Below are 22,743 nucleotides of genomic sequence, written 5' to 3'. Positions count from 1 at the left end.
GGTCTCAATGCCTGTCTTGTCCGGTTATGCCGCTGCCGCGCCGCGCGCCGCGCGCCTTCTTGCCATCGCCGGCGCCGCTGCGATAGCGCTCAGCGCCTGCCAGACCAAGCCGCTCGAGGCGCCCAAGCCTGCGCCCGTGGTCGACACCGGCACCAAGCCCGGCAATGCGCTGACCGAGAACAAGCCCGGCTTCTTCACCTTGTCCAACATCCCGGCGGATCATACGCCGGTCCGGGTCGGCATCATCCTGCCCTTCACCAGCGGCACGCCGGCGGTGAAGGCGCTCGCCGCCGCGATGCTGAAATCGGCGCAGATGGCGCTCTACGAATCGGGCAACCGGGACATCATCCTGATGACGGCCGATGAGGGCTCTTCGCCGGCCGATGCCGCGGCCGGCGCCGAGCGCCTGCTGAACCAGGGCGCCGAGATCCTGGTCGGACCGCTCTATGCACCGTCGGTCAAGGCGATCGCGCCCGCGGCGCGCGACCGCGGCGTGCTGATGCTCGCCTTCTCGACCGACAAGAACGTCGCGGGCGACGGCGTCTATCTGCTGGGCTTCCTGCCGGAAGGCGACACCACCCGGGTGGTCGACTATGCGCTGGGGCACGGGCATCACAAATTCGCCGCGCTGATCCCGAGCACCGCCTTCGGCGACGTGACCCTCGACGCGCTCAAGGGCGCGCTTCCCGCCGACAAGGGCGAACTGGGCGAGGTGAAGCGCTTCCCCGCGACGGTCGACGGGATCGTCGGGCCCGCCGGCACCATCGCCAAGGCCGACGCCGACGCGCTGTTCCTGCCACAGGGCGGCCCGGTGCTGCGCGCCGCGGCGCCGGCGCTGAGCGGACTCGATCCGGAGAAGACCAAGCTGCTCGGCACCGGACAATGGAACGACACCGCCAATCTTGCCGAGCCGGGGCTGAACGGCGCCTGGTTCGCCGGGCCCGATCCGAGGAACGAGATCGCGTTCAACGCGAAATACCGCGAGGCCTTCGGCGCCACGCCGCCGCCGCTCGCGGCGCTGTCCTATGACGCGGTCTCGCTGGTCGCGGCGCTGGCCAAGGGCGAGCCCTACAAGCGGTTCACCAGATCGGCGCTGGCCGATCCCAACGGCTTCGACGGCGCCGACGGCATCTTCCGCTTCGCCGCGGACGGCACGGCGGAGCGCGGCCTGGCGATCATCGCGGTGACGCCGGACGGCTTCCGCCTGGTCGACCCGGCGCCGAAATCCTTCGTGAAGCCGGGGAGTTAGGAAGAGCGCCGCCCACTTTCCTCCCCCTTAACCACGGGGAAGAAAGCGCCGACGATCACTCCACCAAGGCGGCGATCACGCCGTTCAGCAACAGCCGCCCGCGCGGGGTCGCGGTGAGCCGCTCGCCTTTCAGCGTCACGAGGCCGTCTTCCGCCAACGATGCGATCCGCGTCGCGTCCGGCGCGGTGCCCCAGCGGGCGCGATAGGCCGCGAGGTCGATCCCTTCGCTCAGGCGCAGATTCATCAGCAGGTGCTCGTGCGCCGCGTCGCGCGGCGCGACGTCGCTCTGCTCGACCAGGCCGTGGCCGGTGCGCGCGACGGCGTCGCGCCAGCGTTCCGGCAGGCGCTCGGTCCGGGTCGCGATACGCCGGCCGCCGATGTCGAGGCGGCCATGCGCACCCGGGCCGACGCCGGCATAGGACCCATAGCGCCAATAGAGAAGATTGTGCCGCGCCTCGCTGCCGGGACGGGCATGGTTGGAGATCTCGTAAGCCGGACGGCCGGCCGCGTCCGTCATCTCCTGCGTCAGTTCGAAGAGCTCGGCGGCACGGTCCTCGTCGGGGATCGTCAGCGCGCCGCTCTTGTGGAGCGCCGCGAACGGCGTCGCCGGTTCGATGGTCAGTTGATACAGCGAAAGATGGTCGGTGCCGAAGGCCAGCGCCTCGGTCAACTCGCGGCGCCATTGCGCGACGGTCTGAGCGGAACGCGCATAGATCAGGTCGAGCGAGACGCGGTCGAAATTGCGCATGGCCAGCGCCAGCGCCGCCTTCGCCTCCGCGACGTCGTGCAGCCGGCCCAGCGCCTTCAGGTCCGCGTCGTCGAGCGCCTGGACGCCGAGCGACAACCGGTTCACGCCGGCGGCGCGGTAATCGGCGAACCGCGTGGCGTCGGCGCTGGCGGGATTGGATTCGAGCGTGACCTCGACATCGTTGGCGGTGCGCCACAGCTTCGCGATGGTGTCGAGGGCGCGGCCGACGCTCGCACCCTGCATCAGGGACGGCGTGCCGCCGCCGAAGAAGACGGTCTCGACGATGGGGCGGTCCGGCCCTTGCGCCGCCGCCGTCCATTCGAGTTCGCGCACGATGGCGTCGATCCAGCCGGACTCGTCGATCTGCCGACGGACGTGACTGTTGAAATCGCAATACGGGCACTTGGCCGCGCAGAACGGCCAGTGGACGTAGATGCCGAAGCCGCTCATGGGCGTATGCGCTGCGTGTCGCACCCATCAACGGTGTCATGGCCCGCATTCGCGGGCCATGACAGTTGTGTGGTGGGGCTCTTATCCACCTTTCGGTCCACCGGCGAAGACATCGCTCGCGACCAGCTTGTCGAAGGCGCGCTGGCGGTGGTTCATCGCGAGCTTCAACGCCGGGTCGATCTCGCCGAAGGTCTCGCTCATTCCATCCGCGATGAAGATCGGGTCGTAGCCGAAGCCTCTTGTGCCGCGCGGCGGGAAGGCGAGACGGCCGTGGACCTCGCCTTCGAAGATCCGCGGCGTCTCATAGGGCAGCGCCAAGGCGAGGGCGCAGACGAATTTCGCGGAGAGGTCTGTCGCCTTGGCCGCGCGCAATTCGCGTTCGACGCGCGCCATGGCGAAGGCGAAATCCTTGCCCGGACCGGCCCAGCGCGCCGAATAGATGCCGGGCGCGCCGCCCAGCGCCGCGACGCTCAGGCCCGAATCGTCGGACAGGGACATGTGGCCGGAGCGTTCCGCGACGAACCGCGCCTTCAGCGCGGCATTGCCGGCGAAGCTGTCTTCGGTCTCTTCCGGCTCCTCGATCTCGAGGTCGCCGGCGCCGATGACGTGCAGGCGATAAGGCCGCAGCAGGTCCACGATCTCGCGGACCTTGCCGGGATTGTGGCTGGCGACCACCAGCGTATCGCCCGCCGCCAGCTTCACAGGCCGAGCGCTTTCTTTTGCAGCGCGACCAGCTCGCCGATGCCCTTGCGCGCCAGCTTCAGGAGCTGCGCGAACTCCTCGTCGCTGAAGGGCTCGCCTTCCGCGGTGCCCTGGATCTCGACCAGGCCGCCCTTGCCGGTGAGGACGAAATTCGCGTCGGTCTCGGCCGTGGAGTCCTCGGCATAGTCGAGGTCGAGCACCGGCTCGCGCTTCCAGATGCCGCAGGAGACCGCCGCGACATGGTCCTTGATCGCCGGCTTGGTCACCATCCCCGTCTTTTTCATGAAGGCGATGCACTGGTGCAGCGCCACGAAGCCGCCGGTGATCGAGGCCGTGCGGGTGCCGCCATCGGCCTGGATGACGTCGCAGTCGATCACGATCTGGCGCTCACCGATGGCGGTGAGGTCGACCACGGCGCGCAGCGAGCGGCCGATCAGGCGCTGGATCTCCTGGGTGCGGCCGGACTGCTTGCCCTGCGCGGCCTCGCGCCGCATCCGGTCATGGGTCGAGCGCGGCAGCATGCCATACTCGGCCGTCACCCAGCCCTTGCCGGTGCCGCGCAGGAAGCCGGGCGCGGTCTCCTCCAGGCTGGCGGTGCAGCGGACCTGGGTGTCGCCGAAACAGACCAGGCAGGACCCTTCGGCATGCTTGGCCACCCCCGGTTCGAGGGTCACGTTACGCATTTGATCGCTTGCGCGGGCCGAAGGGCGCATGTTGAGTGCCTTGAAGTTTTGGGCGTCGGCCGTTACCTAGCGGCTTTGCCGCAGCGGGCGCAAATCGTGCCGTCGGCCGGCGAGAAACTGTAGACAATTCAAAGGCTTGGTTGAGTGGATCAGACGTCTGCCCGCGCAGTGAACGCAATCCTCGGCGAAAGGCCGCGGGAGGTGTTCCGCCATCTGGTGGAGGCCTATCTCTCGGGCGGCGAGCCGGTGGGCTCGCGCACCCTCTCCCAGCGCCTGCCGCTGACCCTGTCGCCGGCCTCGATCCGCAATGTCATGGCCGACCTCGAAGCCATGGGGCTGCTCTATGCGCCGCACACCTCGGCCGGGCGGGCCCCGACGGAAAAGGGGCTTCGGTTGTTCGTCGATGGCCTCCTGGAAGTGGGCGAGCTGGCGCCGGACGAGCGGGTCGCCATCGAGGCGCGGATGAGCGGTTCGGGCCGCGGCCTGGAAGAGGTCCTGACCCAGGCGACCTCGCTGCTGTCGGGTCTTTCCAATTGCGCCGGCCTGGTCGTGTCGTCCAAGCAGGACACGCTGCTCAAGCATATCGAGTTCACCCAGATCGCCTCGGGCAAGGCGCTGGTGGTGATGGTGAGCGAGGACGGCCAGGTCGAGAACCGGCTGATCGATACGCCGATCGGGCTTCCCGCCTCGGCGCTGACGGAAGCGTCGAACTACCTGAACGCGCGGCTGCGCGGCCGCACGCTGGATTCGGCGCGCGCCGAGGTCAAGGCGGAGCTGGACGGCGAGCGCGTCGAGCTCGACACGCTGACCGCCAAGATCGTGGCCGACGGCCTCGCAACCCTGACCGGCTCGGCCGGCGATGCCCGCCACACCCTGATCGTGCGCGGCACCTCGCACCTGCTCGACAGCGTCGAGGCCCAGGCCGATATCGAGCGCGTGCGCACCCTGTTCGAGGAGATCGAGCGCAAGAACGACCTGATCCAGCTCCTAGAGCTGGCCAAGCAGGGCGACGGCGTGCGCATCTTCATCGGGGCGGAGAACCGGCTGTTCAGCCTCAGCGGTTCGTCCATCGTGGCGGCGCCCTATGCCAACGCGGCCGGCAAGATCGTCGGCGTGATCGGCGTCCTGGGACCCACAAGGCTCAACTACGGCCGCATCATCCCCATGGTCGACCATACGGCGAAAGTCGTTGGCCGATTGCTGGGCTGATGCGTTAAGAGAGATTCCATGAGCGAAGCAGACGACGAAATCCCGCAATTCGATCCCGAGCAGCCGCATCCCGCCGACGTCATCCAGGCGCTGAACGCCGAGAATGTCGACCTGAAGGACCGGTTGCTGCGGGCGCTGGCCGAGACCGAGAATGTCCGGCGCCGCGGCGAGCAGGAGCGGCGCAACGCCAGCGACTATGCCGTGACGCGGTTCGCGCGCGACATGCTGGACATCGCCGACAATTTCGCCCGCGCCCTGAGCCACCTGCCGCAGGCGGTGCGCGACGCCGCCGACCCGCAGATCCGCTCCGTCATCGAGGGGGTCGAGGCGACCGAACGCCAGCTCATGAGCACCCTGGCCAAGCATGGCGTGAAGCCGATCGACACCTCCGACGCCAAGTTCGATCCCAACCTGCACCAGGCCGTCGCCGAAGTGCCGGGCGAGGGCCGGCCGGCCGGCGCGATCGTGAACGTGGTCCAGTCCGGCTACACCATCGCCGACCGCCTGCTACGTCCCGCCATGGTGACCGTGGCGCGCAAGGAAAGCGGCAACGGCGCCGCGCCGGCGGGCGGCGGAGTCGATACGACGGCGTAGGGCATCACCCTCCGCCGTTGGATGCCTGGAAGCGCTCTCGACAACCCCGCGCCCCAAGCCCCATCCTCACGGCCATGAGCGACAACGCCGTCCCCGACGATATCGCGCGCGCCCTGGGCGCTTCGGACCGGCATGCCTATCTCGAACAGCGCCTCTTCGTGCTTTCGCCCTTCGGCACCTTGCCGACCACGATCATCCTGTTCGCCGCCTTCGCGGGCAGCTTCGCGATCGCCTGGGTGATCTCGGGCCGCCCGTTCCTTGTCGTGAGCGACGGCCGGCTTCATGCCGGCATCCTGATCTGGCTGGCCTTCTGGTTCTCGCTGATGCTCACCACCGCACTGGGGATGCAGCGCTACAGCCGGGTGAAGGACCGCGAGGACATCGCGCGCTATGCCGCGGTGCTGCGCGGCGGCTGGCCGAGCGCCGCGACGATGACCGAGCTGACGCCGACCCGCGCCCCGCTGCGCCGCGCCAACCTCATCGGCCTCGCCGTGGGACTCGTCGCGAGCGTCCTGCTTTATGCGACGGGCGGTTCGCAAAACCTGCTGGCCTATCCCGCCCTGCTGATATGGTTCGCCGTCGCGACCACCGGCCTGATCATGACCTTCACGCGCGGCGTCGCGCTGACGCGCAGCGGCGCGCGCAACATGCGCCGCATCATCGACCAGGAGCTGCTCATCGACCTGCTGCGGATCGACCGGCTGTCGGTGATCGGGCGCTCCGCGGCGCGCCCCTCGCTGGTCTGGTTCACCGTGAGCGCGGTGATCTTCCTGCTGTTCATCGAGGGCGGGCTGACGATCTTCACCGTCACGCTGCTGCTCGCCTGCGCCGCGATGGGCCTCTGGGTGTTCGTCGCGACGATGGAGCAGGTCCACCGCAAGATCCTGCGCGTGAAGGCCGCCGAGCTCGAGCGCCTGCGCGGCGAGATCGACGCGGTGCAGGTTCGCTGCGCCGGCGACGCCGATTGCGCGGTGAAGCTGCAGGGCCTGCTGGCCTATGAGGCGCGCATCGCGGCGGCGCCGGAATGGCCGTTCGACCAGACGACGGCGGTGCGGGTCGGCGCCTCGGTGCTGATCCTGACCGTGCCGTGGTTCGGCCAGGCGGTCGCCGCTTATGTCGTCGAGCATGCCGGACACATCACAGGATGAACCGATGAGCAATCTCCGCATCGTGGTGGCAGGCGCCGGCGGGCGCATGGGAGGGATGCTGGTGCGTGCCGTCGCCGCGACGCCGGGCTGCGTGCTGAGCGGCGCGCTGGTGCGCCCGGGCCATCCCGATCTCGGGGACGATGCCGGCCTCATGGCGGGGATCGGCGCCTGCGGCGTGATGCTGACCGACGATCCGCTGCCGCTGCTGGCCGGCGCCCAGGCGCTGATCGACTTCACCACGCCCGCGCTGTCGGTCGAACTTGCCGCGCTGGCGGCCCAAGCGCGGATCGTCGACGTGCTCGGCACGACGGGGCTTTCGGGAGAGGACGACGCGAAGATCCGCGCCGCGGCGCGTCATGCGGTGATCGTCAAATCGGGCAATATGAGTCTCGGCGTGAACCTTTTGGCCAAGCTGGTGCGCGAGGCGGCCCGTGCCCTGCCCGACTATGACGTCGAGATCGTCGAGATGCATCATCGCCAGAAGGTCGATGCGCCGAGCGGCACGGCGCTGATGCTGGGCGAAGCGGCGGCGGCGGGCCGCAATATCGCACTCGGTGACAAGGCGATCCGCGGCCGCGACGGCGTAACCGGCAAGCGCGAGGACGGCGCGATCGGCTTTGCGAGCCTGCGCGGCGGCACGGTGATCGGCGAGCATCAGGTGATCCTGGCCGGGCCGCAGGAGCGCATCGTGCTCGGCCATGTCGCGGAGGATCGCGCGATCTTCGCCCATGGCGCGCTCGCGGCGGCGCAATGGGGCCAGGGCCGCAAGCCCGGGCTTTATGCGATGGCGGACGTCCTGGGCCTCTCGGAATAACGCGCCGCCTCCACCGCGAGCATGGCCCGCTTGCGCGCCATCCCCCAATGATAGCCGGTGAGGGCGCCCGAACTGCCCAGCACGCGGTGGCAGGGAATGATCCAGGAGATCGGATTGCGCCCGACCGCGGCGCCGACCGCGCGCGACGCCTTGTCGTTGCCGACCGCGGCGGCGACCGCGCGATAGGTCGAGACCTTGCCGTCCGGAATCGCCAGCAGGGCTTCCCAGACCTTGATCTGCCAGGGCGTGCCGAGCAGATGCAGGCGCAGATCCGCGCCCGGATGGCGCGGCAGGAAGATCGCATCGACATGGCTCGCGGTGCGCTCAGGCGCTTTCGCGTAGGTCGCGTTCGGCCAGCGCGCCTGCATGTCGGCGAGCATCGTGGCCTCTTCGCCCTCGTCGCCGAAAGCGAGGCCGCAGACGCCCTTGGCTGTCGCCATCACCAGCGCCATGCCGAACGGGCAGGCGTGGAAGCCATAGTCGATCGCGATACCGGCACCGCCCTTGGCGTACTCGCCGGGCGTCATCGCCTCGAGCTTGAGACACAGGTCATGCAGCCGCGACGGGCCCGACAGACCGGCGTCGAGCGCGGTGTCGAGCAGGCTGCGGCCCTGCGCCAGGTCGCCCTTGGCATGGCCGAGGGTGAGATGGCCGACGAAATGCTTGGGGCTGACGCCGACATAGCGGCTGAACAGGCGCTGGAAATGGAACGGCGAAAGGCCGACCGCATCGGCGGCGTCCTCCAGTGTCGGCTGGCTGAGATAGTTGGCGCTCAGGAAGCGGATGGCGCGGCCCATGCGGCGCCAATTGGCGTCGGTTTCGTCGAAGGAGATCACGTTGCTCATGGGCCCGATATGCGCCTCGACGGCACCCTTTTCGACCCGTTTCTTGCGCGTCTCAAGCGGTTGTTTCACGGGCGTTCTTTAGCGCGGATTGGAGCACCTTGGCGAACCGCGCCCGCTCCTCCGGCGCCAGGAACTGGCCGATGCGCAGGAACTTGCCGTGGCTCCACAGCGTGAGCTGGCTGCCATGCTCGGGCGGATCGTCCATCTCGACCCGCACCCAATAGGGATTGAAGGTCCAGGCGCGCGGCGGCGCCTTCGGGAAGGCGCGCGCGACGCAAAGCTGCGCCGGCGTGAGCGTCACACGCTCCTCCTTGCGGGCGGCGACGGTGCTGGCGCGGAACGCCCAGCCGAGCAGCGCGACGTCGAGGCCCATGAAAGGCGCCACCGGCCAGGCGCCTTCGAGCAGGAAGCCGATGACGAAGGCGAGATTGACGGCCGCGACGATCCCCAGAACGATCAGCAGCGTGCGCGGCTTGAGCGGCGGGCTTGGCCGCAGGACCTGATCCAGCAAGACGTTCGCGTCGGCGTCCATGACGGTTGCAATACTTGCGCGGGCGCCATGTTCCCGCAACACTGAAGTCATGCCCCGCCCCTTCAGCAAAGCCGAGATCGACGACTTCTTCGCGCGGCTGAAGACGGCAATCCCCGAGCCGAAGACCGAACTCAGATCGATCAATCCCTACACCCTGCTGGTCGCGGTGGTGTTGTCGGCGCAAGCCACCGACAAAGGCGTCAACAAGGCGACCGAGCCGCTGTTCAAGATCGCCGACACGCCCGCGAAGATGGTGGCGCTGGGCGAGGCGAAACTCACCGATTACATCAGGACCATCGGCCTGTATCGCACCAAGGCGAAGAACGTCATCGCGCTGTCCAGGCTCCTGCTCGAGCGTCATGGCGGCGAGGTCCCGCGGACCCGCGAAGAGCTCGAGGCCCTGCCCGGCGCGGGGCGCAAGACCGCCAATGTCGTGCTCAACGTCGCGTTCGGGCAGAAGACCATCGCGGTCGACACCCATATCTTCCGCGTCTGCAACCGCACCAATCTGGCGCCGGGCAAGAACGTCCTGGAGGTCGAGCTCGGCCTCGAGAAGAAGGTGCCCGACAGATACAAGCTGCACGCGCATCACTGGCTGATCCTGCACGGGCGCTACACCTGCATCGCGCGCAAGCCGCTGTGCCCGACTTGTGTCGTGCGCGACCTGTGCCGCTTCAAGGACAAGACGAAGGAAGGCGATATCCTTCGGACGCCCCGGCCGAGGACCGCTACGAGACCGGCCGCGAGGCGCTCCGGGCGCGCAGCGCGGTGAGGCAGCTCTCGTCCGCCGCGATGCTCTGGCCGCGCGGCATGGTCTCGACATGCCACACCGCCGTGACGCTGTCCTTCGAATAGAGGAAAAAGAACGCCTTGCAGGCCGCGGCGTCGAAGCGCCAGATCTGCGCCGTCCCGTCATGGCGCACGAAGGCCGGCTGGCCATAGAGCGCGCGCAGGCCGGCTTCGCTGAGCCCGGTCGTGCCCGCGGGCTCGCCGGCGGGCGGGGCGGAGGGCAGCGGCACCCGGCCGGTCGTCGCGCCGCCGCCGCCCGGCGAGGCGCAGGCGGCAAGCAGGATGCAGAGCGACAGGACGGGGACCATCCTTTTCATGGGGAACTCTCCAGATGGGCGAGGCGCCGGGAGAGATGTGCCATCAAAGCGGTGCCAAAAAAAGGCGCGATCAGGTCGATGCCCGGAATGGCCGTGAAAAGCGCGATGAACAGGCCCGCGAGATAGATCTTCCCGCCATGGCGATGGCGCAGCGCCGTCACCTGTTCGGGCGTCTGGTGGCGGAGCGCGGCGAGATCGAAGAACTCGCGCCCCAGCAGCCAGCCATTGACCAGCACAGTCGCCGCTTCGGGCAGGCCGGGGATGCCGACATCGACCGGCAGCAAGGCGAGATTGATCAGGATCGCCAGGCCGATCAGCCGCACGCTCTCGCCCACGCTGCGCAGCGCCGGGGCGCGGCGGACCTTCGAATCGCCGGGATAGAAATGCGCATCGACGCGGGCCGCGATGCGCTCCATGAAGGCCGCGCCGATGGTGGCGGCGACCGGCGCGCCGAGCACGAAGACGCTGAGCAGCAGCGCCACCGGCGCGATGAGCTCGAGGAAGCGGTTGACCCAGGGCGAGCCGAGCTCCGGCAGGCGGGCGAGGCCGTATTCCACGCCCGCGAGCAGCGCGACGAACAGCGCCGCCGTCAGCACCAGCGTCCAGAGCACCAGGCCACGGAAGTCGCGGTCGAACAGCATGCCCAGCGCGCGGCGCAAGCTTGCGAACATCGGCTCCGTCCTCTAACTCAGGCGCCGTTATAGCGGGGATTTGAACGATGGCGCACCGGTTTGACGTGGCAGGCCTGGGCAATGCGATCGTCGACGTGCTGGCGCCCGTCGCGGAAAAGTTCCTGCTCGACCATTCCATCGCCAAGGGCGTGATGACGCTGGTCGACGAGCACCGTGCCGCGACACTGCATGCGGCGCTGCGCAACACGCGCGAGATCGCCGGCGGCTCGGGCGCCAACACCATGGCGGGCTTCGCCTCGCTGGGCGGCAACGGCGTCTACCAGGGCAAGGTCAAGCAGGACCGGCTGGGCGAGGCGTTCCGCGCCAGCATGAAGGACACCGGCGTGCACTACACCATCGCGCCCGCGGCCGACGGGCCGGCGACCGCGCTGTGCATCGTGGCGGTGACGCCGGACGAGCAGCGCTCGATGAGCACCTATCTGGGTGCGGCGCAGGAATTCTCGGTCGACGACGTCAATGAAGACGAGATCGCGTCTTCGGCGATCACCTATATCGAAGGCTATCTGTGGGACCCGCCCAAGGCGCGCGAAGCCTGCATCAAGGCGATGGATATCGCGCACCGGCACGGCAACCAGGTCGCGTTCGCGATGTCGGACCCGTTCCTGATCGGGCGCTATGGCGACGAATTCCGCCGCCGGCTGGACAGCTTCGACATCATCTTCGCCAATGAGGACGAGGCCAAGGCGCTGTTCGAGGTCGATGCCTTCGACGACGTGCTGCAGAAGATCCGCGGCTGGAAGGGCATCGCGGCGCTGACGCGCTCCGAAAAGGGCTGCGTGATCGCGCGCGGCGCGGAGGTGCATGTCATCGATGCCTGGCCGGTGAAGCGCGTGCTGGACACGACGGGCGCGGGCGACCAGTTCGCGGCGGGCTTTCTCTATGGTCTGACCCACGGCAAGGGCCTGGCCGACAGCGGCCGGCTCGCGGGCCTGGCGGCGGCGGAGGTCATCTCGCATTACGGCGCGCGCCCCGAAGTCTCCTTGCGCCAGCTCGCGGCCGAGGCGGGACTGATTTAGCTATTCGCCGACGACATGCGCCGCGACCTCGCGATCATGGCCGCGGTCGCGGTGCTCGAAGACGTAGACCGCCTGCCAGGTCCCCAGCACCATCCGGCCGCGCTGCACCGGGATCGACAGCGACGTCTGGGTCAGCGCACTGCGGATATGCGCCGGCATGTCGTCCGGCCCCTCGGTCGTATGACGATAGAGCGCGGGGTCGCGCGAGACCGTGCGGCGCAGGAAGGCCTCGAGATCGCTCAGCACGTCGGGATCGGCATTCTCCTGGACCAGCAGGGACGCCGAGGTGTGGCGGATGAACAGCGTCAGCAGGCCCTGCGCGATGCCGGCCTGGGCCACGACGCGTGCCGCCTCGCGCGTGATGTCGACGAGACCGGGGCCGTGTGTCGCGACGGTCAGCGTGGCGGAATGCTGTTTCATCGTGGCTTGCGCAGATAGACATACATCGCGCCCGTGCCGCCATGCTTTTTATGCGCGGTCGCCGTGTTCGCGATCAGGCCGGCGAAATCGCGCTCGTTCAGCCAGCGCGGCACCGAGGATTTGAGCACGCCGCGCGAGCGCGCATGCAGTTCGAGGTCGAAGGGCGCGTCGGGCGCGAGGGGCTTGCCCTTGCCCGTCACCACCAGAACCAGCCTGTGGCCGCGCGCCTGGGCGCTGCGCAGGAACAGGAGGAGCGCGCGGTGCGCCGCCTGTTCGGTGAGGCCGTGAAGATCGAGCTTGGCGTCGGGATCGAGCAGGCCGCGGCGCATCCGCGCATCGGTGCGGCCGTCGACACCGGTGCCGCCCTCCACGATGCGCATGGCCCGTTTGGGCGGCACGGACGGCTTCAGCGTAGCGGGATGCAGCGGTCGCGTGTCGGCGAAGCTCTGCTGGAAGAGCTCGCGTTCCTCCGGCGTGATCTTGCGGCGGCTCATGGACCCGGCACGACCGATCTGGGCAGCAGCACATAGAAACGCGCATGCGCCTTGAGCGTGCCCGCGGCGGCTTCGGCTTCGGCGCCGAAGCCGAAGAAGATATCGGCGCGGCGCGCGCTGCGGATCGCGCCGCCCGTATCCTGCGCCACGAACAGGCCGGCGACGCCGCCGCCGGCGACGAACAGCGGCATGCCGAGCGGATGGACCTTGGCATCGACCGCGACGCTGCCGCCGGGCGTCAGCAGCACGCCCTCGCTGCCAGCCGGTCCCAGCGTCGGATCGCCGATGGGGCTTTCCTCGAAGAAGACGAAGGATGCGTCGCTTTCCATCACGCCCCGCGCCTCGCCGGGATGGCTCTTCAGCCAGGCGCGGATGGTCTGCAGCGAGACGTGATCGCGGGCCAGGGCGCCGCGCCGGATCAGGGTGCGGCCGATCGCGGTGTAGGGATGGCCGTTCTGCGCGGCATACGTCACCCGCAGCACGGTGCCGTCGTCGAGCGCGACGCGGCCCGAGCCCTGGATGTGCAGGAAGAACAGCGCAACGGGATCGTCGCACCAGAACAGCACCCGTGCCGTGGCGGGCGGCTGCGCATCGATCTGGGCTCTGGTGCCGTAGGGCACGAAGCGGTTGCCGGTGACGCGGCCGGCGATGTGCTCTCCCTTCCATTCGGGACGGAACAGGCCGAGATCGACGGTGACGAGATCGGCGGGCGGGCCGTAGACGGGCGTTTGATAGACGCCGTGGCGCGTCGCGCTGCCGTTCAGCAGCGGCTCGTAGTAACCCGTCACGAGTCCTTCGGCATCGCCGATGGGATAGGGCACGAAGCTGCCTTCGAAGAAGCGGCGAGGATCGCGCGCCGCCGCGGCCTTGAGGCAGCTCGCGCGCCAGTCGGCGGCCGTCCCGGCATAGCCCATGGCGCTGCGGGGCGGCAGCGCGAGGATCTTCATACAGGAGCGGCGAAAGGCGGCCAGTGCGGCCGCCGGATCGCTCTGCCGCCAGCCGGGCAGATCGGCGAACGCGACCGGGGCGAAGGCCTCCGGCGCCGGCGGCGCACGGTGCAGGCAATACCAGACGCCGAAACCACCGGCGCCGAGCAGGAATAGAAAGAGCGCGAGGACGAGGCGGGGCTTCATCCCCCGCAGTCTTACGGCATGCCGCCGGAGGTCGCCACAAGCAGCCAGTTGGGATCGCGCGCCCGCACGTCGCGGCTGAAGGTCCAGACGTCGGTGACGTCGCGGACCGATTTGGCGTCGCCTTCGATCACCGTGCCGTCGGCGGTCGTGGTCGCCGAGATGAACTGGGCGCCGATCGCGACCGTGATCTCCGCCATCCGGTTCAGCAAGGCGGCGTGGACGATCTTCACGTCCTTGAAACCGACAAAGGTGAACTCGACCTTTTCCTTGCGCTGCTCGCGCCCGGTGATGACCTGGTCGAAGGCGGCAAAGACTTCCGGCGACAGGAGCGGCTTGAGCTGCGTCCGCTCGCCGCGGGCGAAGGCGGTGACGATCATCTCATAGGCGGAGCGGGCGCCCGAAACGAAATGGTCGGCCTCGAAGCCGCGATCGGCGAGCTTGATGTCGAACACCCCCCGCGCCACGGGATCGGCCGGCGGCGCCTGGTCGGGGCGGACGGGCAGCGGCAGGATGTTGTCCTGGGGCGCGTCGGGCGAGGGCTGGCGCGCCCAGTAACCATTGTCGCGCGGCTGCTCATGCCCGGTGCGGCGGCCCAGCACCATGTAAAGCCGGAACAGGACGACGCCCGCAACCACGGCCAACAGGAGAATCTCGAGATATTGCGTGTCCGGCATCGTCGTTGAACCTGATGGCGGCCCCGCCATCCGCGTGACACGCAGCCTAGACCCGCCCCGGCGGTGGGTCCAGCGCCGCGATTAACCGGGCTGCGAAAGGGAAACCCGGCCTTGCCTTGTCACGGCCGCGCGATCCGTGGTACCCGCGCCGCGCCATCGAAAGAATTCAGGGAACGCGAGATGAGTGCAACGGGTGCCCCCAGCGACAACGGAACGGCCGCCGCGCCGCGCATCCAGATCATCGCGCAATATGTGAAGGATCTCTCCTTCGAGAATCCCGGCGCGCCCGCCGCGATGACGATCCGGCCGCAGATCGACCTCGGCGTCGACCTGCAGGCCAAGCGCCTCGACGAGCAGACCTTCGAGGTCGAGCTCAAGCTGCGCGTCACCGCCAAGAGCGCCGAGGACAAGTCGCTCTTCCTGCTCGAGCTCGCCTATGCGGGCCTGCTTCAGATCGTGAACGTGCCCGAGGACGTGATCCAGCAGGTGCTGCTGATCGAGGGGCCGCATCTGCTGTTCCCTTACGCGCGCCGCATCATCTCCGACGCCGTGCGCGACGGCGGCATGCCGCCGCTGATGATCGAGCCGATCGATTTCGCCGGCCTCTACCGCTCGCGCGCCGAGCAGGTGCAGCAAATGCGCGCGTCGGGGGCGACGGGGACCGCGTAGGCTTACGCCGCCGCGGCCGTGCCCCAGACAGGGTCCTTGCCCAATTCCTTCGCGACGAACGCCGCATGCGCCGCGGCCTCGTCTGTGCTGAGGCGCGATGCGAGCGGCTCCGGGCGCTGCCGCGCCGCGCGCAGCTCCGTGCCGCCGGCCGTCGCGGCCGCCACCGGATCGAGCGAGAGCTTGCGCTGCCGTCCGCCCACCAGCTCAAGATAGACCTGTGCCGTCAGCTCGGCATCGAGCAGCGCGCCATGCTTGGTGCGGGCGCTGAGGTCGATGGCGAAGCGCCTGCACAATTCGTCGAGCGAATAGCGGGCGCCGGGGATCTTGGCCTTGGCGATCTCGATCGTGTCGATGGCGCGGGCATGGGGGATGAGCGGCTTGCCGACCCGGTGCAATTCGGAGTTGACGAATTTGAGGTCGAAGCTCGCATTGTGGATGACGAGGGCGGAGTCGCCGAGGAATTCCAGCAGCTCCTCCACCACCTCGGCGAATTTCGGCTTGTCGGCGAGGAATTCGTCGGTCAGGCCGTGGACGCGGGTGGTCTCGGGCGGCACCAGCCGCTCCGGATTGAGATAGCAGCGATAGCTCCGCCCGGTCGGCAGGTGGTCGAACAGCTCGACGCAGCCGATCTCGACGATCCGGTGGCCCTCCGCCGGCTCGAAGCCCGTGGTTTCGGTATCCAGGACGATTTCGCGCATGCCGTTCAGATCATTCCATTGGCGCGACGGTCCTTGAGGGCCGCCACGATCATCGTCACCTGGTCGAAGGCATGCGCCAGCCCCTGGTCTGTCACAACCACAAAATGAGCTTTTGCACGCTTTTCTGCATCCGGCATCTGGCGGGCGTGCAGATAGTCGAACTTCTCCGCCGTCATGCCGGGGCGGGCCAGGACCCGCGCGCGCTGGATATGGGATGGCGCGCTGACGACGACAACCGCATCCATCGCGCCGTCGCCCCCGGTCTCGAACAGGAGCGGGATGTCGAAGAGCACGATGTCGGCGCCGGCCGCCTCGGCGTCGGCGAGGAACTTCGCCCGCGCGCCGGCCATCAGGGGGTAGACGATCGCGGTCAGCCGCTTGGTCGCTTCGGGATCGCCGGTGACATGTTTGGACAACTCCGCGCGGTCGACCGCGCCGTCGCGCACCGTGCCGGGGAAGGCCGCGCCCACCGCGTCCACCGCCGCACCGCCTGGGGCGTAGAGCGCGTGCACGGCGGCGTCGGCGTCGTAGACCGGCACGCCCAGCCGCGCGAACATCTTTGCCGTCTCCGACTTGCCCATGCCGATGGAGCCGGTCAGTCCGACATGGAGCGGACGCTTAGCGGGCACGCAGCGCCTCCTCGAGATGGCGGCGCAGCTCCGGCGTCACGGGCGGCGCGACGCCGAAGAACGCTTCGAAGGCCGGTACGCCCTGATGCATCAGCATCCCCAATCCGTCCACCGTGCGCAGACCAGCCTCGCGGGCACGGTGCAGCAGCGGCGTCTCGAGCGGGTTGTAGACGATGTCGCAGACCGCGGCGTCTTTCGGCAGGGCGGCTAGATCGAGATCGAGCGACGGGGCGCCCTTCATCCCCGCGCTGGTGGTGTGGACGACCAGCGCGGCGTCCGCCGCAGCCTTGGCCCAATCGGCTTGGTCGAACACCACAAGCCTGGGCGTGACATGCGGTGCCAGCGCGGCGGCGAGCTGTTCGGCACGGCCGCGGCTGCGGTTGAGGATGCGGATCTGGGCCGCACCCAGGTCATGCAACGCGACGCAGGCCGCGCGCGCGGCGCCGCCGGCGCCCAGCAGCACCGCCGTCTTGCCGCGCACGCAATCGGGTCCGAGATCTCCACGCAACGATTCCGCGAGGCCCGTGGCATCGGTGTTGCGGCCCGCGATCCGGCCGTCTTCATGGAAGATCAGAAGATTCACGGCGCCGGCGGCGCGCGCCGCGAGGTCGCAGTCATGCGCCAGCGCGAAAGCCGCTTCCTTGTGCGGGATGGTGATGCTGCTCCCCCGGAAGCCCGCCTTGATCAGCCCGCTTACGACGGTCGAGAAATCCTCCGGCCGCACCGCCAGCGGCACCAGCGCGCCGTCGACGCCGGTCTGCTCCAGCCAGAAACCGTGCAGACGTGGCGAGAAAGTCTGCGCCACCGGCCAGCCGATGATGCCTGCAACCCTGGCGGCGCCGGTCAGCCTCATGTCTTCAGCACACCCTGTGTTCGCAGCTCGGCCAGGAGCGGCTGGAGCGGCAGGCCGAGAATGGAAAAATAGTCGCCTTCGACGGCTTCGAAAAGCTGGGCGCCCAGGCCCTCCAGCTTGTAGCAACCGACCGTGGACAGCAGATCCGGACCTTCCGCGGCCAGGTAGTCGTCGAGGAAGGCGTCGCTGAAATCGCGCATGACCAGCCGCGAGATCGCGACATGGCGCCAGAGGACCGTTCCGCCGCGCGCCAGGACCATCCCGCCGACCAGCAGATGCGGATGACCGCGCAGTCGCGCGAGAAGACGGCGCGCGGCGGCGAGGTCGGCGCATTTGCTCACAAGCTCGTCACCGAACAACAGCGTCTGGTCGGCGCCGAGGACCAGCGCGGCGGGATGCGCGGCGGCGACGTGGCATGCCTTCGCTTCCGCGAGATGCAAGGCGATATCGGATAGCGGAGTGCCCTCGGCGACGAGCTTGTCCTTGAGCCTGTCCTCGTCGATGTCGGCGGCAACCGCCGTGAAGGGCACCGCGGCGGCGGAGAGGATCTGGCGGCGCGATCGGCTACCGGAGGCAAGGATGAATTTCACTTGCGCCGCTCCCGGCGTTCGGCCAGCAAGTTGATCACGGACGCTGCGGTTTCTTCCACCGAGCGCCGCGAGACGTCGATCGACGGCCAGTCCTGGGTCTCGAACAGCCGTCGCGTGTTGCTGATCTCGGCCCGCACGGCTTCGAGCTCGACATAGTCGGTGTCGCGGGCCTCGCCCATGGTGGTGAGCCGGTTGCGCCGCACCTGCACCAGGCGGTCCGGCGACGCCCACAGGCCGACGACCAGCGGCCCGCGGATACGCAGCAATTGCGGCGGCAGCGGAATGCCCGGCACCAGCGGCACATTGGCGGCACGCACACCGCGAATCGCAAGATAGACGCAGGTCGGTGTCTTGGAGGTGCGGCTGGCGCCGACCAGGACGACTTCCGCGCCGTCGATGCTGTCGAGCGCCTGGCCGTCGTCGTGCTGGATGGTGAAGTTGAGCGCCTCGATGCGCTTGAGGTAGCGCTGATCGACGTCATGCTGCGCGCCGGGGCGATGCGTCTCGGCCTGGCCGAGGAATTCGCGCATCTTGGTGATCGGGCCTTCCATCACGTCGAGGCAGGGCACGCTCGCCCGGGTGCAATGCGCGATCAGCTCGCGGCGCAGTTCCTGGTTGACCAGAGTGAAGAACACAAGGCCCGGCCAGGCGGTGATGTGCTCGAGCACGCGGTCGAGCTGGCGCGAACTGCGGACCAGGACGTAGGAATGTTCCTCGACCTCGATATCCTCGAACTGCGCCAATGCTGCCTTGGCGATGGAATTGAGCGTCTCGCCGGTGGCGTCGGAGACCAGATGAACATGAAACGTCTTGCTCACAGAACCATGCCTTTTTCATCCACCTGCGCTGTTGATAGAGACCAAAAGACCGGTCTTGTCCCCATGCCGGTGTGCGGTCCGAAGATCATACCGTCTTGATCGACAGAGCGCAGCACGATGTTCGCGCCGGGCACGGCTGCTAGGCGCTTGAGTCCAAAGCCTTTGCGGCTTACAGCACCGGCAGTCCACCGCTTCGTCCACACATCACAGGCCTAACATCAACTTCAGAATCTATATCTTAAGAGTCTTATTGAAGTCGTTGGAGAGACCGTGAAGCTTGCCGTCGTGCTGTTCAACCTGGGAGGCCCGGATTCGCCGGCGGCGGTCGAGCCGTTCCTGCGCAACCTGTTCGGCGATCCTGCGATCCTGACGGTGCCCGGCATCGTCCGCAAACCCCTGGCATGGTTTATCGCGCGCCGACGAGCGCCTGTCGCGCGCAAGATCTACGAGCAGATCGGTGGGGCGTCGCCGATCCTGAAAGAGACACAGGCGCAGGCCAGGGCTTTGGATAAAGTGTTGGCGACGCAGGGCGTGGACGCGCGGAGTTTCATCGCCATGCGCTGCTGGCATCCGTTCAGCGACGAGGCTGCCGCCGCCGTGAAGGCTTGGGATCCCGACAAGATCGTCCTGTTGCCGCTGTATCCGCAATTTTCGACGACGACGACGGCCTCGTCCTTTGCCGATTGGCGACGGGCAGCGAAGCGGGCGGAGCTCGACAAGCCGACGGTGCGGGTTTGCTGCTATCCGGAGGCGAAAGGGTTTGCGCAGGCGACGGCGAAGCTCATCCGGCAAGCCTTCGCGTGCGCGAGACCGGGGGTGCGGTATCGGCTGCTGCTCTCCGCACATGGCTTGCCGAAGCGGACGATCGCGAAAGGCGATCCCTATCAATGGCAGGTCGAGCGCAGCGCGGCGGCCATCGTCGAGGCCTTGGGGATCGAAGGCTTGGATTGGAGCGTGTGCTACCAGAGCCGGGTCGGGCCGCTGGAATGGATCGGGCCCGCGACCGATGCCGAAATCCGCCGGGCAGGCATCGAGGGCATGGGCGTGATCGTCGCGCCGATCGCGTTCGTGTCGGAGCATTCCGAGACCTTGGTCGAGCTCGACATCGAGTATGCGCATCTGGCGAAGCAGGCCGGCGTGCCGGACTATCTGCGCGTACCGGCCGCCGGGACCCAGCCGGATTTCATCGCTGCACTGGCGGATCTGGTTGTGCGGGCGCGAGAGGCGCCGTCTATTGTCGGCGGGAACGGCAGAGACCGGTTCTGCCCGGCAGGTTTGGCGGGCTGTGCCCAAGGGGGAAGTTGAATGTCATCGCTGCAGATGTTCCTGTCGAACCAGCTGAACTGGATCAAGGCGTTCCATGTGATCGCGGTGATCGCCTGGATGGCGGGCATGCTCTATCTGCCGCGGCTTTTCGTCTATCACAGCGAAGTGGCGGCGGGCTCGCCGGAGTCGGAGATGCTCAAGCGTCACGAGCAGTTGCTGCTGCGCCGGATCGTCAATCCCGCGATGATCGCAGTGTGGGTCTTCGGCCTCACCATGGCGATCCTCATGCAGACCTATGAGGAGACCTGGTTCCAGATCAAATTCGTCCTCGTCCTGGTCATGAGCGGGTTGCACGGCTTCTTCGCGGCGAGCGTGAAGCGGTTCGCGCGGGACGCGAACCGCCATTCCACCCGTTTCTGGCGGATCGTTAATGAAATTCCCTTCGTGTTGGTCGTCGCGATCGTGCTGCTGGTGATCCTGCAGCCCACTTTCGACTGAGTGGGCTTGACAGGCGTTTGCAACGACCCCAAATCGGGGTATAAGACTGCCGTTCCCCTTGGCACGCACTGGTCCCCGCTTAAAGAGAAGCGCGGCGCCGGAACCGGCGAAAAGCCGGGCGCGGGCCGGAAAACTCCGACACAAACTGGCTTCGTGGCGCTTTTCTTCCTTACCGCTCAGCCAGTCGGACCAGCCTTCCCATGTATTTCAGGTGTGACTCCCCATGACCGTTCAAGAAGGCCTGCAGACGATGAAGCTGCAGGATCTCAAATCCAAATCCCCCACCGATCTGCTCGCCTTCGCCGAAGAGCTCGAGATCGAAAACGCCTCGTCCATGCGCAAGCAGGACATGCTGTTCGCGATCCTCAAGGAACTCGCGGAGCGCAATGTCGAGATCATGGGCCAGGGCGTCGTGGAGACGCTGCAGGACGGCTTCGGCTTCCTGCGCTCTCCCGAATCCAACTATCTTGCGGGACCCGACGACATCTATGTCAGCCCGTCGCAGATCCGCCGCTTCGGCCTGCGCACCGGCGACACGGTCGAAGGTCCGATCCGTTCGCCGAAAGATGGCGAGCGCTATTTCGCGCTGCTCAAGGTCACGACGATCAATTTCGAGGACCCCGAGAAGATCAAGCACAAGGTCCATTTCGACAATCTGACGCCGCTCTATCCGACGCGCTGGCTCAACATGGAGCTCAAGGACCCGACCATCAAGGACAAGACGGGCCGCGTCATCGACATCGTCGCGCCGCAGGGCATGGGGCAGCGCTCGCTGATCACCGCCCAGCCGCGCACCGGCAAGACCGTCATCCTGCAGAACATCGCCAAGGCGATCACCGCCAACCATCCCGAGTGCTATCTGATCGTCCTGCTGATCGACGAGCGGCCGGAGGAAGTGACCGACATGCAGCGCTCGGTGAAGGGCGAGGTGATCTCCTCGACCTTCGATGAGCCGGCGACGCGCCACGTCCAGGTCGCCGAGATGGTGATCGAGAAGGCCAAGCGCCTGGTCGAGCACAAGCGCGACGTCGTGATCCTGCTGGATTCCGTCACCCGCCTCGGCCGCGCCTACAACACCGTGGTGCCGAGCTCGGGCAAGGTGCTGACCGGCGGCGTCGACGCCAATGCGCTGCAGCGCCCCAAGCGCTTCTTCGGCGCGGCGCGCAACATCGAGGAGGGCGGCTCGCTCACCATCATCGCGACCGCGCTGATCGACACCGGCAGCCGCATGGACGAGGTCATCTTCGAGGAGTTCAAGGGCACGGGCAACTCCGAGATCATCCTGGACCGCAAGGTTGCGGACAAGCGTGTCTTCCCGGCGATCGACATCCTCAAATCCGGCACCCGCAAGGACGAGCTTCTGCTCGACAAGGGCACGCTGGCCAAGACCTATGTCCTGCGCCGCATCCTGGCCCCGATGGGCACGATCGATGCGATCGAGTTCCTGCTGGACAAGTTGCGCTCGGCCAAGAGCAACGCGGATTTCTTCGACAGCATGAACACCTGAGCCGGGTGAAGTTCGTCCTGCTGCACAGCCCGCTTGTCGGGCCGTCGACCTGGGCGATGCTGGCGCCCGTGCTGCGGGCGCGTGGCCATGCGGTGGCGATGCCCGACCTCACGCCGCTGATGCAGGGAGAGCCGCCGTTCTATCCCGTGCTGGCCAGCGGCGCCGCCGCGGCGGTCGCGGAGGGGAGCGTCCTGGTGGCGCATAGCGGCGCCGGCGCGCTGGTACCGGCCATTGCGGCGCTGGCGGCGCTGGACGGCGTTGTGTTGGTCGACGCCCTGTTGCCGCATCCCGGCGACAGCTGGTTCGCCGGCGTTCCCGAAGAGCTCGGTGCGCGGCTGCGCGGCCTTGCCAAGGAGGGAAGACTGCCGCCCTGGCATGCCTGGTGGCCCAAGGGCGCGATGGAAGCGCTGCTGCCCGATCGTGCAATGGGCGCCGCCTTCATCGCCGAGCAGAAGGACCTGCCGCTCGCCTATTTCGAGGAAGCCGCGCCCGACTTGGCCCTGATGACGCCCGCCGCCTATCTTCAATTGAGCGGCGCCTATGCGCAGGATGCCGATGCGATCGCGGCGGCGGGCTGGCCGGTCGAGCGGCTTGCGCTGCACCATCTTGCGATGCTGACCGCTCCCGAGCCGGTGGCGGAAGCGCTCGAACGGCTCGCGGGGACGCTCAAAGCGCCGGCGCGCAATTGAGGATGCGGAACGCAGCC

Annotated in this window: 28 protein-coding genes; 12 read left to right on the top strand and 16 right to left on the bottom strand. The window is 67.9% G+C overall.

Features of this window, described 5'->3' with window-relative positions; translation table 11 throughout:
* Positions 1–7: 7 nt before the first annotated feature.
* The gene (locus WDM91_16165; GenBank protein ID MEI9996131.1) at positions 8–1,249 is read left to right on the top strand and encodes a penicillin-binding protein activator; all 1,242 of its coding nucleotides are present in this window, start codon (positions 8–10) and stop codon (positions 1,247–1,249) included.
* 55 nt (positions 1,250–1,304) lie between these two features.
* Here WDM91_16165 and hemW read toward each other — a convergent pair whose 3' ends face one another.
* The 3 genes from hemW to rph form a co-directional block, all read right to left on the bottom strand.
* A complete protein-coding gene (gene hemW / locus WDM91_16160) occupies positions 1,305–2,447 on the bottom strand; it encodes a radical SAM family heme chaperone HemW (GenBank protein MEI9996130.1) in 1,143 nt (380 codons plus the stop codon).
* 81 nt (positions 2,448–2,528) lie between these two features.
* On the bottom strand, positions 2,529–3,149 hold the full coding sequence (locus WDM91_16155; GenBank protein ID MEI9996129.1) for a non-canonical purine NTP pyrophosphatase: 621 nt from the start codon (positions 3,147–3,149) through the stop codon (positions 2,529–2,531).
* A complete protein-coding gene (rph, locus tag WDM91_16150; protein MEI9996128.1) occupies positions 3,146–3,862 on the bottom strand; it encodes a ribonuclease PH in 717 nt (238 codons plus the stop codon). The genes WDM91_16155 and rph overlap by 4 nt, the downstream gene beginning before the upstream one ends.
* Before the next feature lie 114 nt (positions 3,863–3,976).
* Here rph and hrcA point away from each other — a divergent pair, with 114 nt between their 5' ends.
* From hrcA to dapB, 4 genes are all read left to right on the top strand, one after another.
* Positions 3,977–5,041: a heat-inducible transcriptional repressor HrcA gene (gene hrcA / locus WDM91_16145; GenBank protein ID MEI9996127.1), complete on the top strand. Its 1,065-nt coding sequence runs from the start codon at positions 3,977–3,979 to the stop codon at positions 5,039–5,041.
* Positions 5,042–5,059: 18 nt separating this feature from the next.
* Positions 5,060–5,635, top strand: a complete 576-nt coding sequence (gene grpE / locus WDM91_16140) for a nucleotide exchange factor GrpE (GenBank protein ID MEI9996126.1) — start codon at positions 5,060–5,062, stop codon at positions 5,633–5,635.
* 74 nt (positions 5,636–5,709) lie between these two features.
* Entirely contained in the window at positions 5,710–6,783 is a 1,074-nt protein-coding gene (locus tag WDM91_16135; GenBank protein MEI9996125.1) for a hypothetical protein, read from the top strand.
* Positions 6,784–6,787: 4 nt separating this feature from the next.
* Entirely contained in the window at positions 6,788–7,597 is an 810-nt protein-coding gene (gene dapB, locus WDM91_16130; protein MEI9996124.1) for a 4-hydroxy-tetrahydrodipicolinate reductase, read from the top strand.
* Here the strand turns inward: dapB and WDM91_16125 are convergent.
* Both WDM91_16125 and WDM91_16120 read right to left on the bottom strand, forming a co-directional pair.
* Entirely contained in the window at positions 7,561–8,511 is a 951-nt protein-coding gene (locus tag WDM91_16125; GenBank protein MEI9996123.1) for a methylated-DNA--[protein]-cysteine S-methyltransferase, read from the bottom strand. The genes dapB and WDM91_16125 overlap by 37 nt on opposite strands.
* Positions 8,495–9,025, bottom strand: a complete 531-nt coding sequence (locus WDM91_16120; GenBank protein MEI9996122.1) for a DUF2244 domain-containing protein — start codon at positions 9,023–9,025, stop codon at positions 8,495–8,497. Before WDM91_16120 ends, WDM91_16125 begins: the two co-directional genes overlap by 17 nt.
* Here WDM91_16120 and nth point away from each other — a divergent pair.
* Complete coding sequence (gene nth / locus WDM91_16115; GenBank protein ID MEI9996121.1) at positions 9,024–9,746, top strand: endonuclease III; 723 nt, start codon at positions 9,024–9,026, stop codon at positions 9,744–9,746. The two genes, WDM91_16120 and nth, sit on opposite strands and share 2 nt — an antisense overlap.
* On the opposite strand, the gene WDM91_16110 is transcribed toward nth, so the two are convergent.
* Together WDM91_16110 and WDM91_16105 are read right to left on the bottom strand one after the other, a co-directional pair.
* Positions 9,703–10,080: a hypothetical protein gene (locus WDM91_16110; protein MEI9996120.1), complete on the bottom strand. Its 378-nt coding sequence runs from the start codon at positions 10,078–10,080 to the stop codon at positions 9,703–9,705. The genes nth and WDM91_16110 overlap by 44 nt on opposite strands.
* Entirely contained in the window at positions 10,077–10,751 is a 675-nt protein-coding gene (locus WDM91_16105; GenBank protein MEI9996119.1) for an EI24 domain-containing protein, read from the bottom strand. The genes WDM91_16110 and WDM91_16105 overlap by 4 nt, the downstream gene beginning before the upstream one ends.
* Before the next feature lie 47 nt (positions 10,752–10,798).
* On the opposite strand from WDM91_16105, the gene WDM91_16100 reads away from it, so the two are divergent.
* On the top strand, positions 10,799–11,788 hold the full coding sequence (locus WDM91_16100; GenBank protein MEI9996118.1) for an adenosine kinase: 990 nt from the start codon (positions 10,799–10,801) through the stop codon (positions 11,786–11,788).
* On the opposite strand, the gene WDM91_16095 is transcribed toward WDM91_16100, so the two are convergent.
* Genes WDM91_16095 through WDM91_16080 form a run of 4 tightly spaced genes read right to left on the bottom strand, consistent with a single transcriptional unit; the run spans position 11,789 to position 14,509 of the window.
* Positions 11,789–12,208: a secondary thiamine-phosphate synthase enzyme YjbQ gene (locus WDM91_16095; protein MEI9996117.1), complete on the bottom strand. Its 420-nt coding sequence runs from the start codon at positions 12,206–12,208 to the stop codon at positions 11,789–11,791.
* Positions 12,205–12,702: a Smr/MutS family protein gene (locus tag WDM91_16090; protein MEI9996116.1), complete on the bottom strand. Its 498-nt coding sequence runs from the start codon at positions 12,700–12,702 to the stop codon at positions 12,205–12,207. The genes WDM91_16095 and WDM91_16090 overlap by 4 nt, the downstream gene beginning before the upstream one ends.
* Complete coding sequence (locus WDM91_16085; protein MEI9996115.1) at positions 12,699–13,835, bottom strand: MltA domain-containing protein; 1,137 nt, start codon at positions 13,833–13,835, stop codon at positions 12,699–12,701. The genes WDM91_16090 and WDM91_16085 overlap by 4 nt, the downstream gene beginning before the upstream one ends.
* 11 nt (positions 13,836–13,846) lie before the next feature.
* Positions 13,847–14,509 (bottom strand): Tim44/TimA family putative adaptor protein, encoded by a 663-nt coding sequence (locus WDM91_16080; GenBank protein ID MEI9996114.1) that lies wholly within the window; start codon positions 14,507–14,509, stop codon positions 13,847–13,849.
* A 180-nt stretch (positions 14,510–14,689) separates the two neighbouring features.
* On the opposite strand from WDM91_16080, the gene secB reads away from it, so the two are divergent.
* Positions 14,690–15,178, top strand: a complete 489-nt coding sequence (gene secB / locus WDM91_16075; protein ID MEI9996113.1) for a protein-export chaperone SecB — start codon at positions 14,690–14,692, stop codon at positions 15,176–15,178.
* Between the two features lie 2 nt (positions 15,179–15,180).
* Here the strand turns inward: secB and dnaQ are convergent, their stop codons facing one another.
* The 5 genes from dnaQ to WDM91_16050 are packed head-to-tail and all read right to left on the bottom strand — an operon-like array spanning position 15,181 to position 18,766.
* Positions 15,181–15,876: a DNA polymerase III subunit epsilon gene (dnaQ, locus tag WDM91_16070; protein ID MEI9996112.1), complete on the bottom strand. Its 696-nt coding sequence runs from the start codon at positions 15,874–15,876 to the stop codon at positions 15,181–15,183.
* 5 nt (positions 15,877–15,881) lie between these two features.
* A complete protein-coding gene (gene coaE / locus WDM91_16065) occupies positions 15,882–16,505 on the bottom strand; it encodes a dephospho-CoA kinase (GenBank protein ID MEI9996111.1) in 624 nt (207 codons plus the stop codon).
* Positions 16,495–17,358: a shikimate dehydrogenase gene (locus tag WDM91_16060; protein MEI9996110.1), complete on the bottom strand. Its 864-nt coding sequence runs from the start codon at positions 17,356–17,358 to the stop codon at positions 16,495–16,497. Before WDM91_16060 ends, coaE begins: the two co-directional genes overlap by 11 nt.
* Positions 17,355–17,948 carry a Maf family protein gene (locus WDM91_16055; protein MEI9996109.1) on the bottom strand — a complete coding sequence of 198 codons (594 nt, stop codon included), beginning with the start codon at positions 17,946–17,948 and terminating at the stop codon, positions 17,355–17,357. The genes WDM91_16060 and WDM91_16055 overlap by 4 nt, the downstream gene beginning before the upstream one ends.
* Positions 17,945–18,766, bottom strand: a complete 822-nt coding sequence (locus WDM91_16050) for a pyruvate, water dikinase regulatory protein (protein ID MEI9996108.1) — start codon at positions 18,764–18,766, stop codon at positions 17,945–17,947. The genes WDM91_16055 and WDM91_16050 overlap by 4 nt, the downstream gene beginning before the upstream one ends.
* Positions 18,767–19,036: 270 nt before the next feature.
* Here WDM91_16050 and hemH point away from each other — a divergent pair, with 270 nt between their 5' ends.
* From hemH to WDM91_16030, 4 genes are all read left to right on the top strand, one after another.
* Entirely contained in the window at positions 19,037–20,071 is a 1,035-nt protein-coding gene (hemH, locus tag WDM91_16045; GenBank protein ID MEI9996107.1) for a ferrochelatase, read from the top strand.
* Positions 20,072–20,530, top strand: coding sequence for a CopD family protein (locus WDM91_16040; GenBank protein MEI9996106.1), 459 nt, complete (start codon positions 20,072–20,074; stop codon positions 20,528–20,530).
* Between the two features lie 250 nt (positions 20,531–20,780).
* Entirely contained in the window at positions 20,781–22,037 is a 1,257-nt protein-coding gene (rho, locus tag WDM91_16035; GenBank protein MEI9996105.1) for a transcription termination factor Rho, read from the top strand.
* Between the two features lie 5 nt (positions 22,038–22,042).
* Positions 22,043–22,726, top strand: a complete 684-nt coding sequence (locus WDM91_16030; GenBank protein ID MEI9996104.1) for a hypothetical protein — start codon at positions 22,043–22,045, stop codon at positions 22,724–22,726.
* The last annotated feature ends 17 nt before the right edge of the window (positions 22,727–22,743 follow it).

Origin of the sequence: Rhizomicrobium sp. (assembly GCA_037200385.1) — a bacterium.
Lineage (GTDB): Bacteria > Pseudomonadota > Alphaproteobacteria > Micropepsales > Micropepsaceae > Rhizomicrobium.
This window is presented reverse-complemented; position numbering and strand designations above follow the sequence as displayed.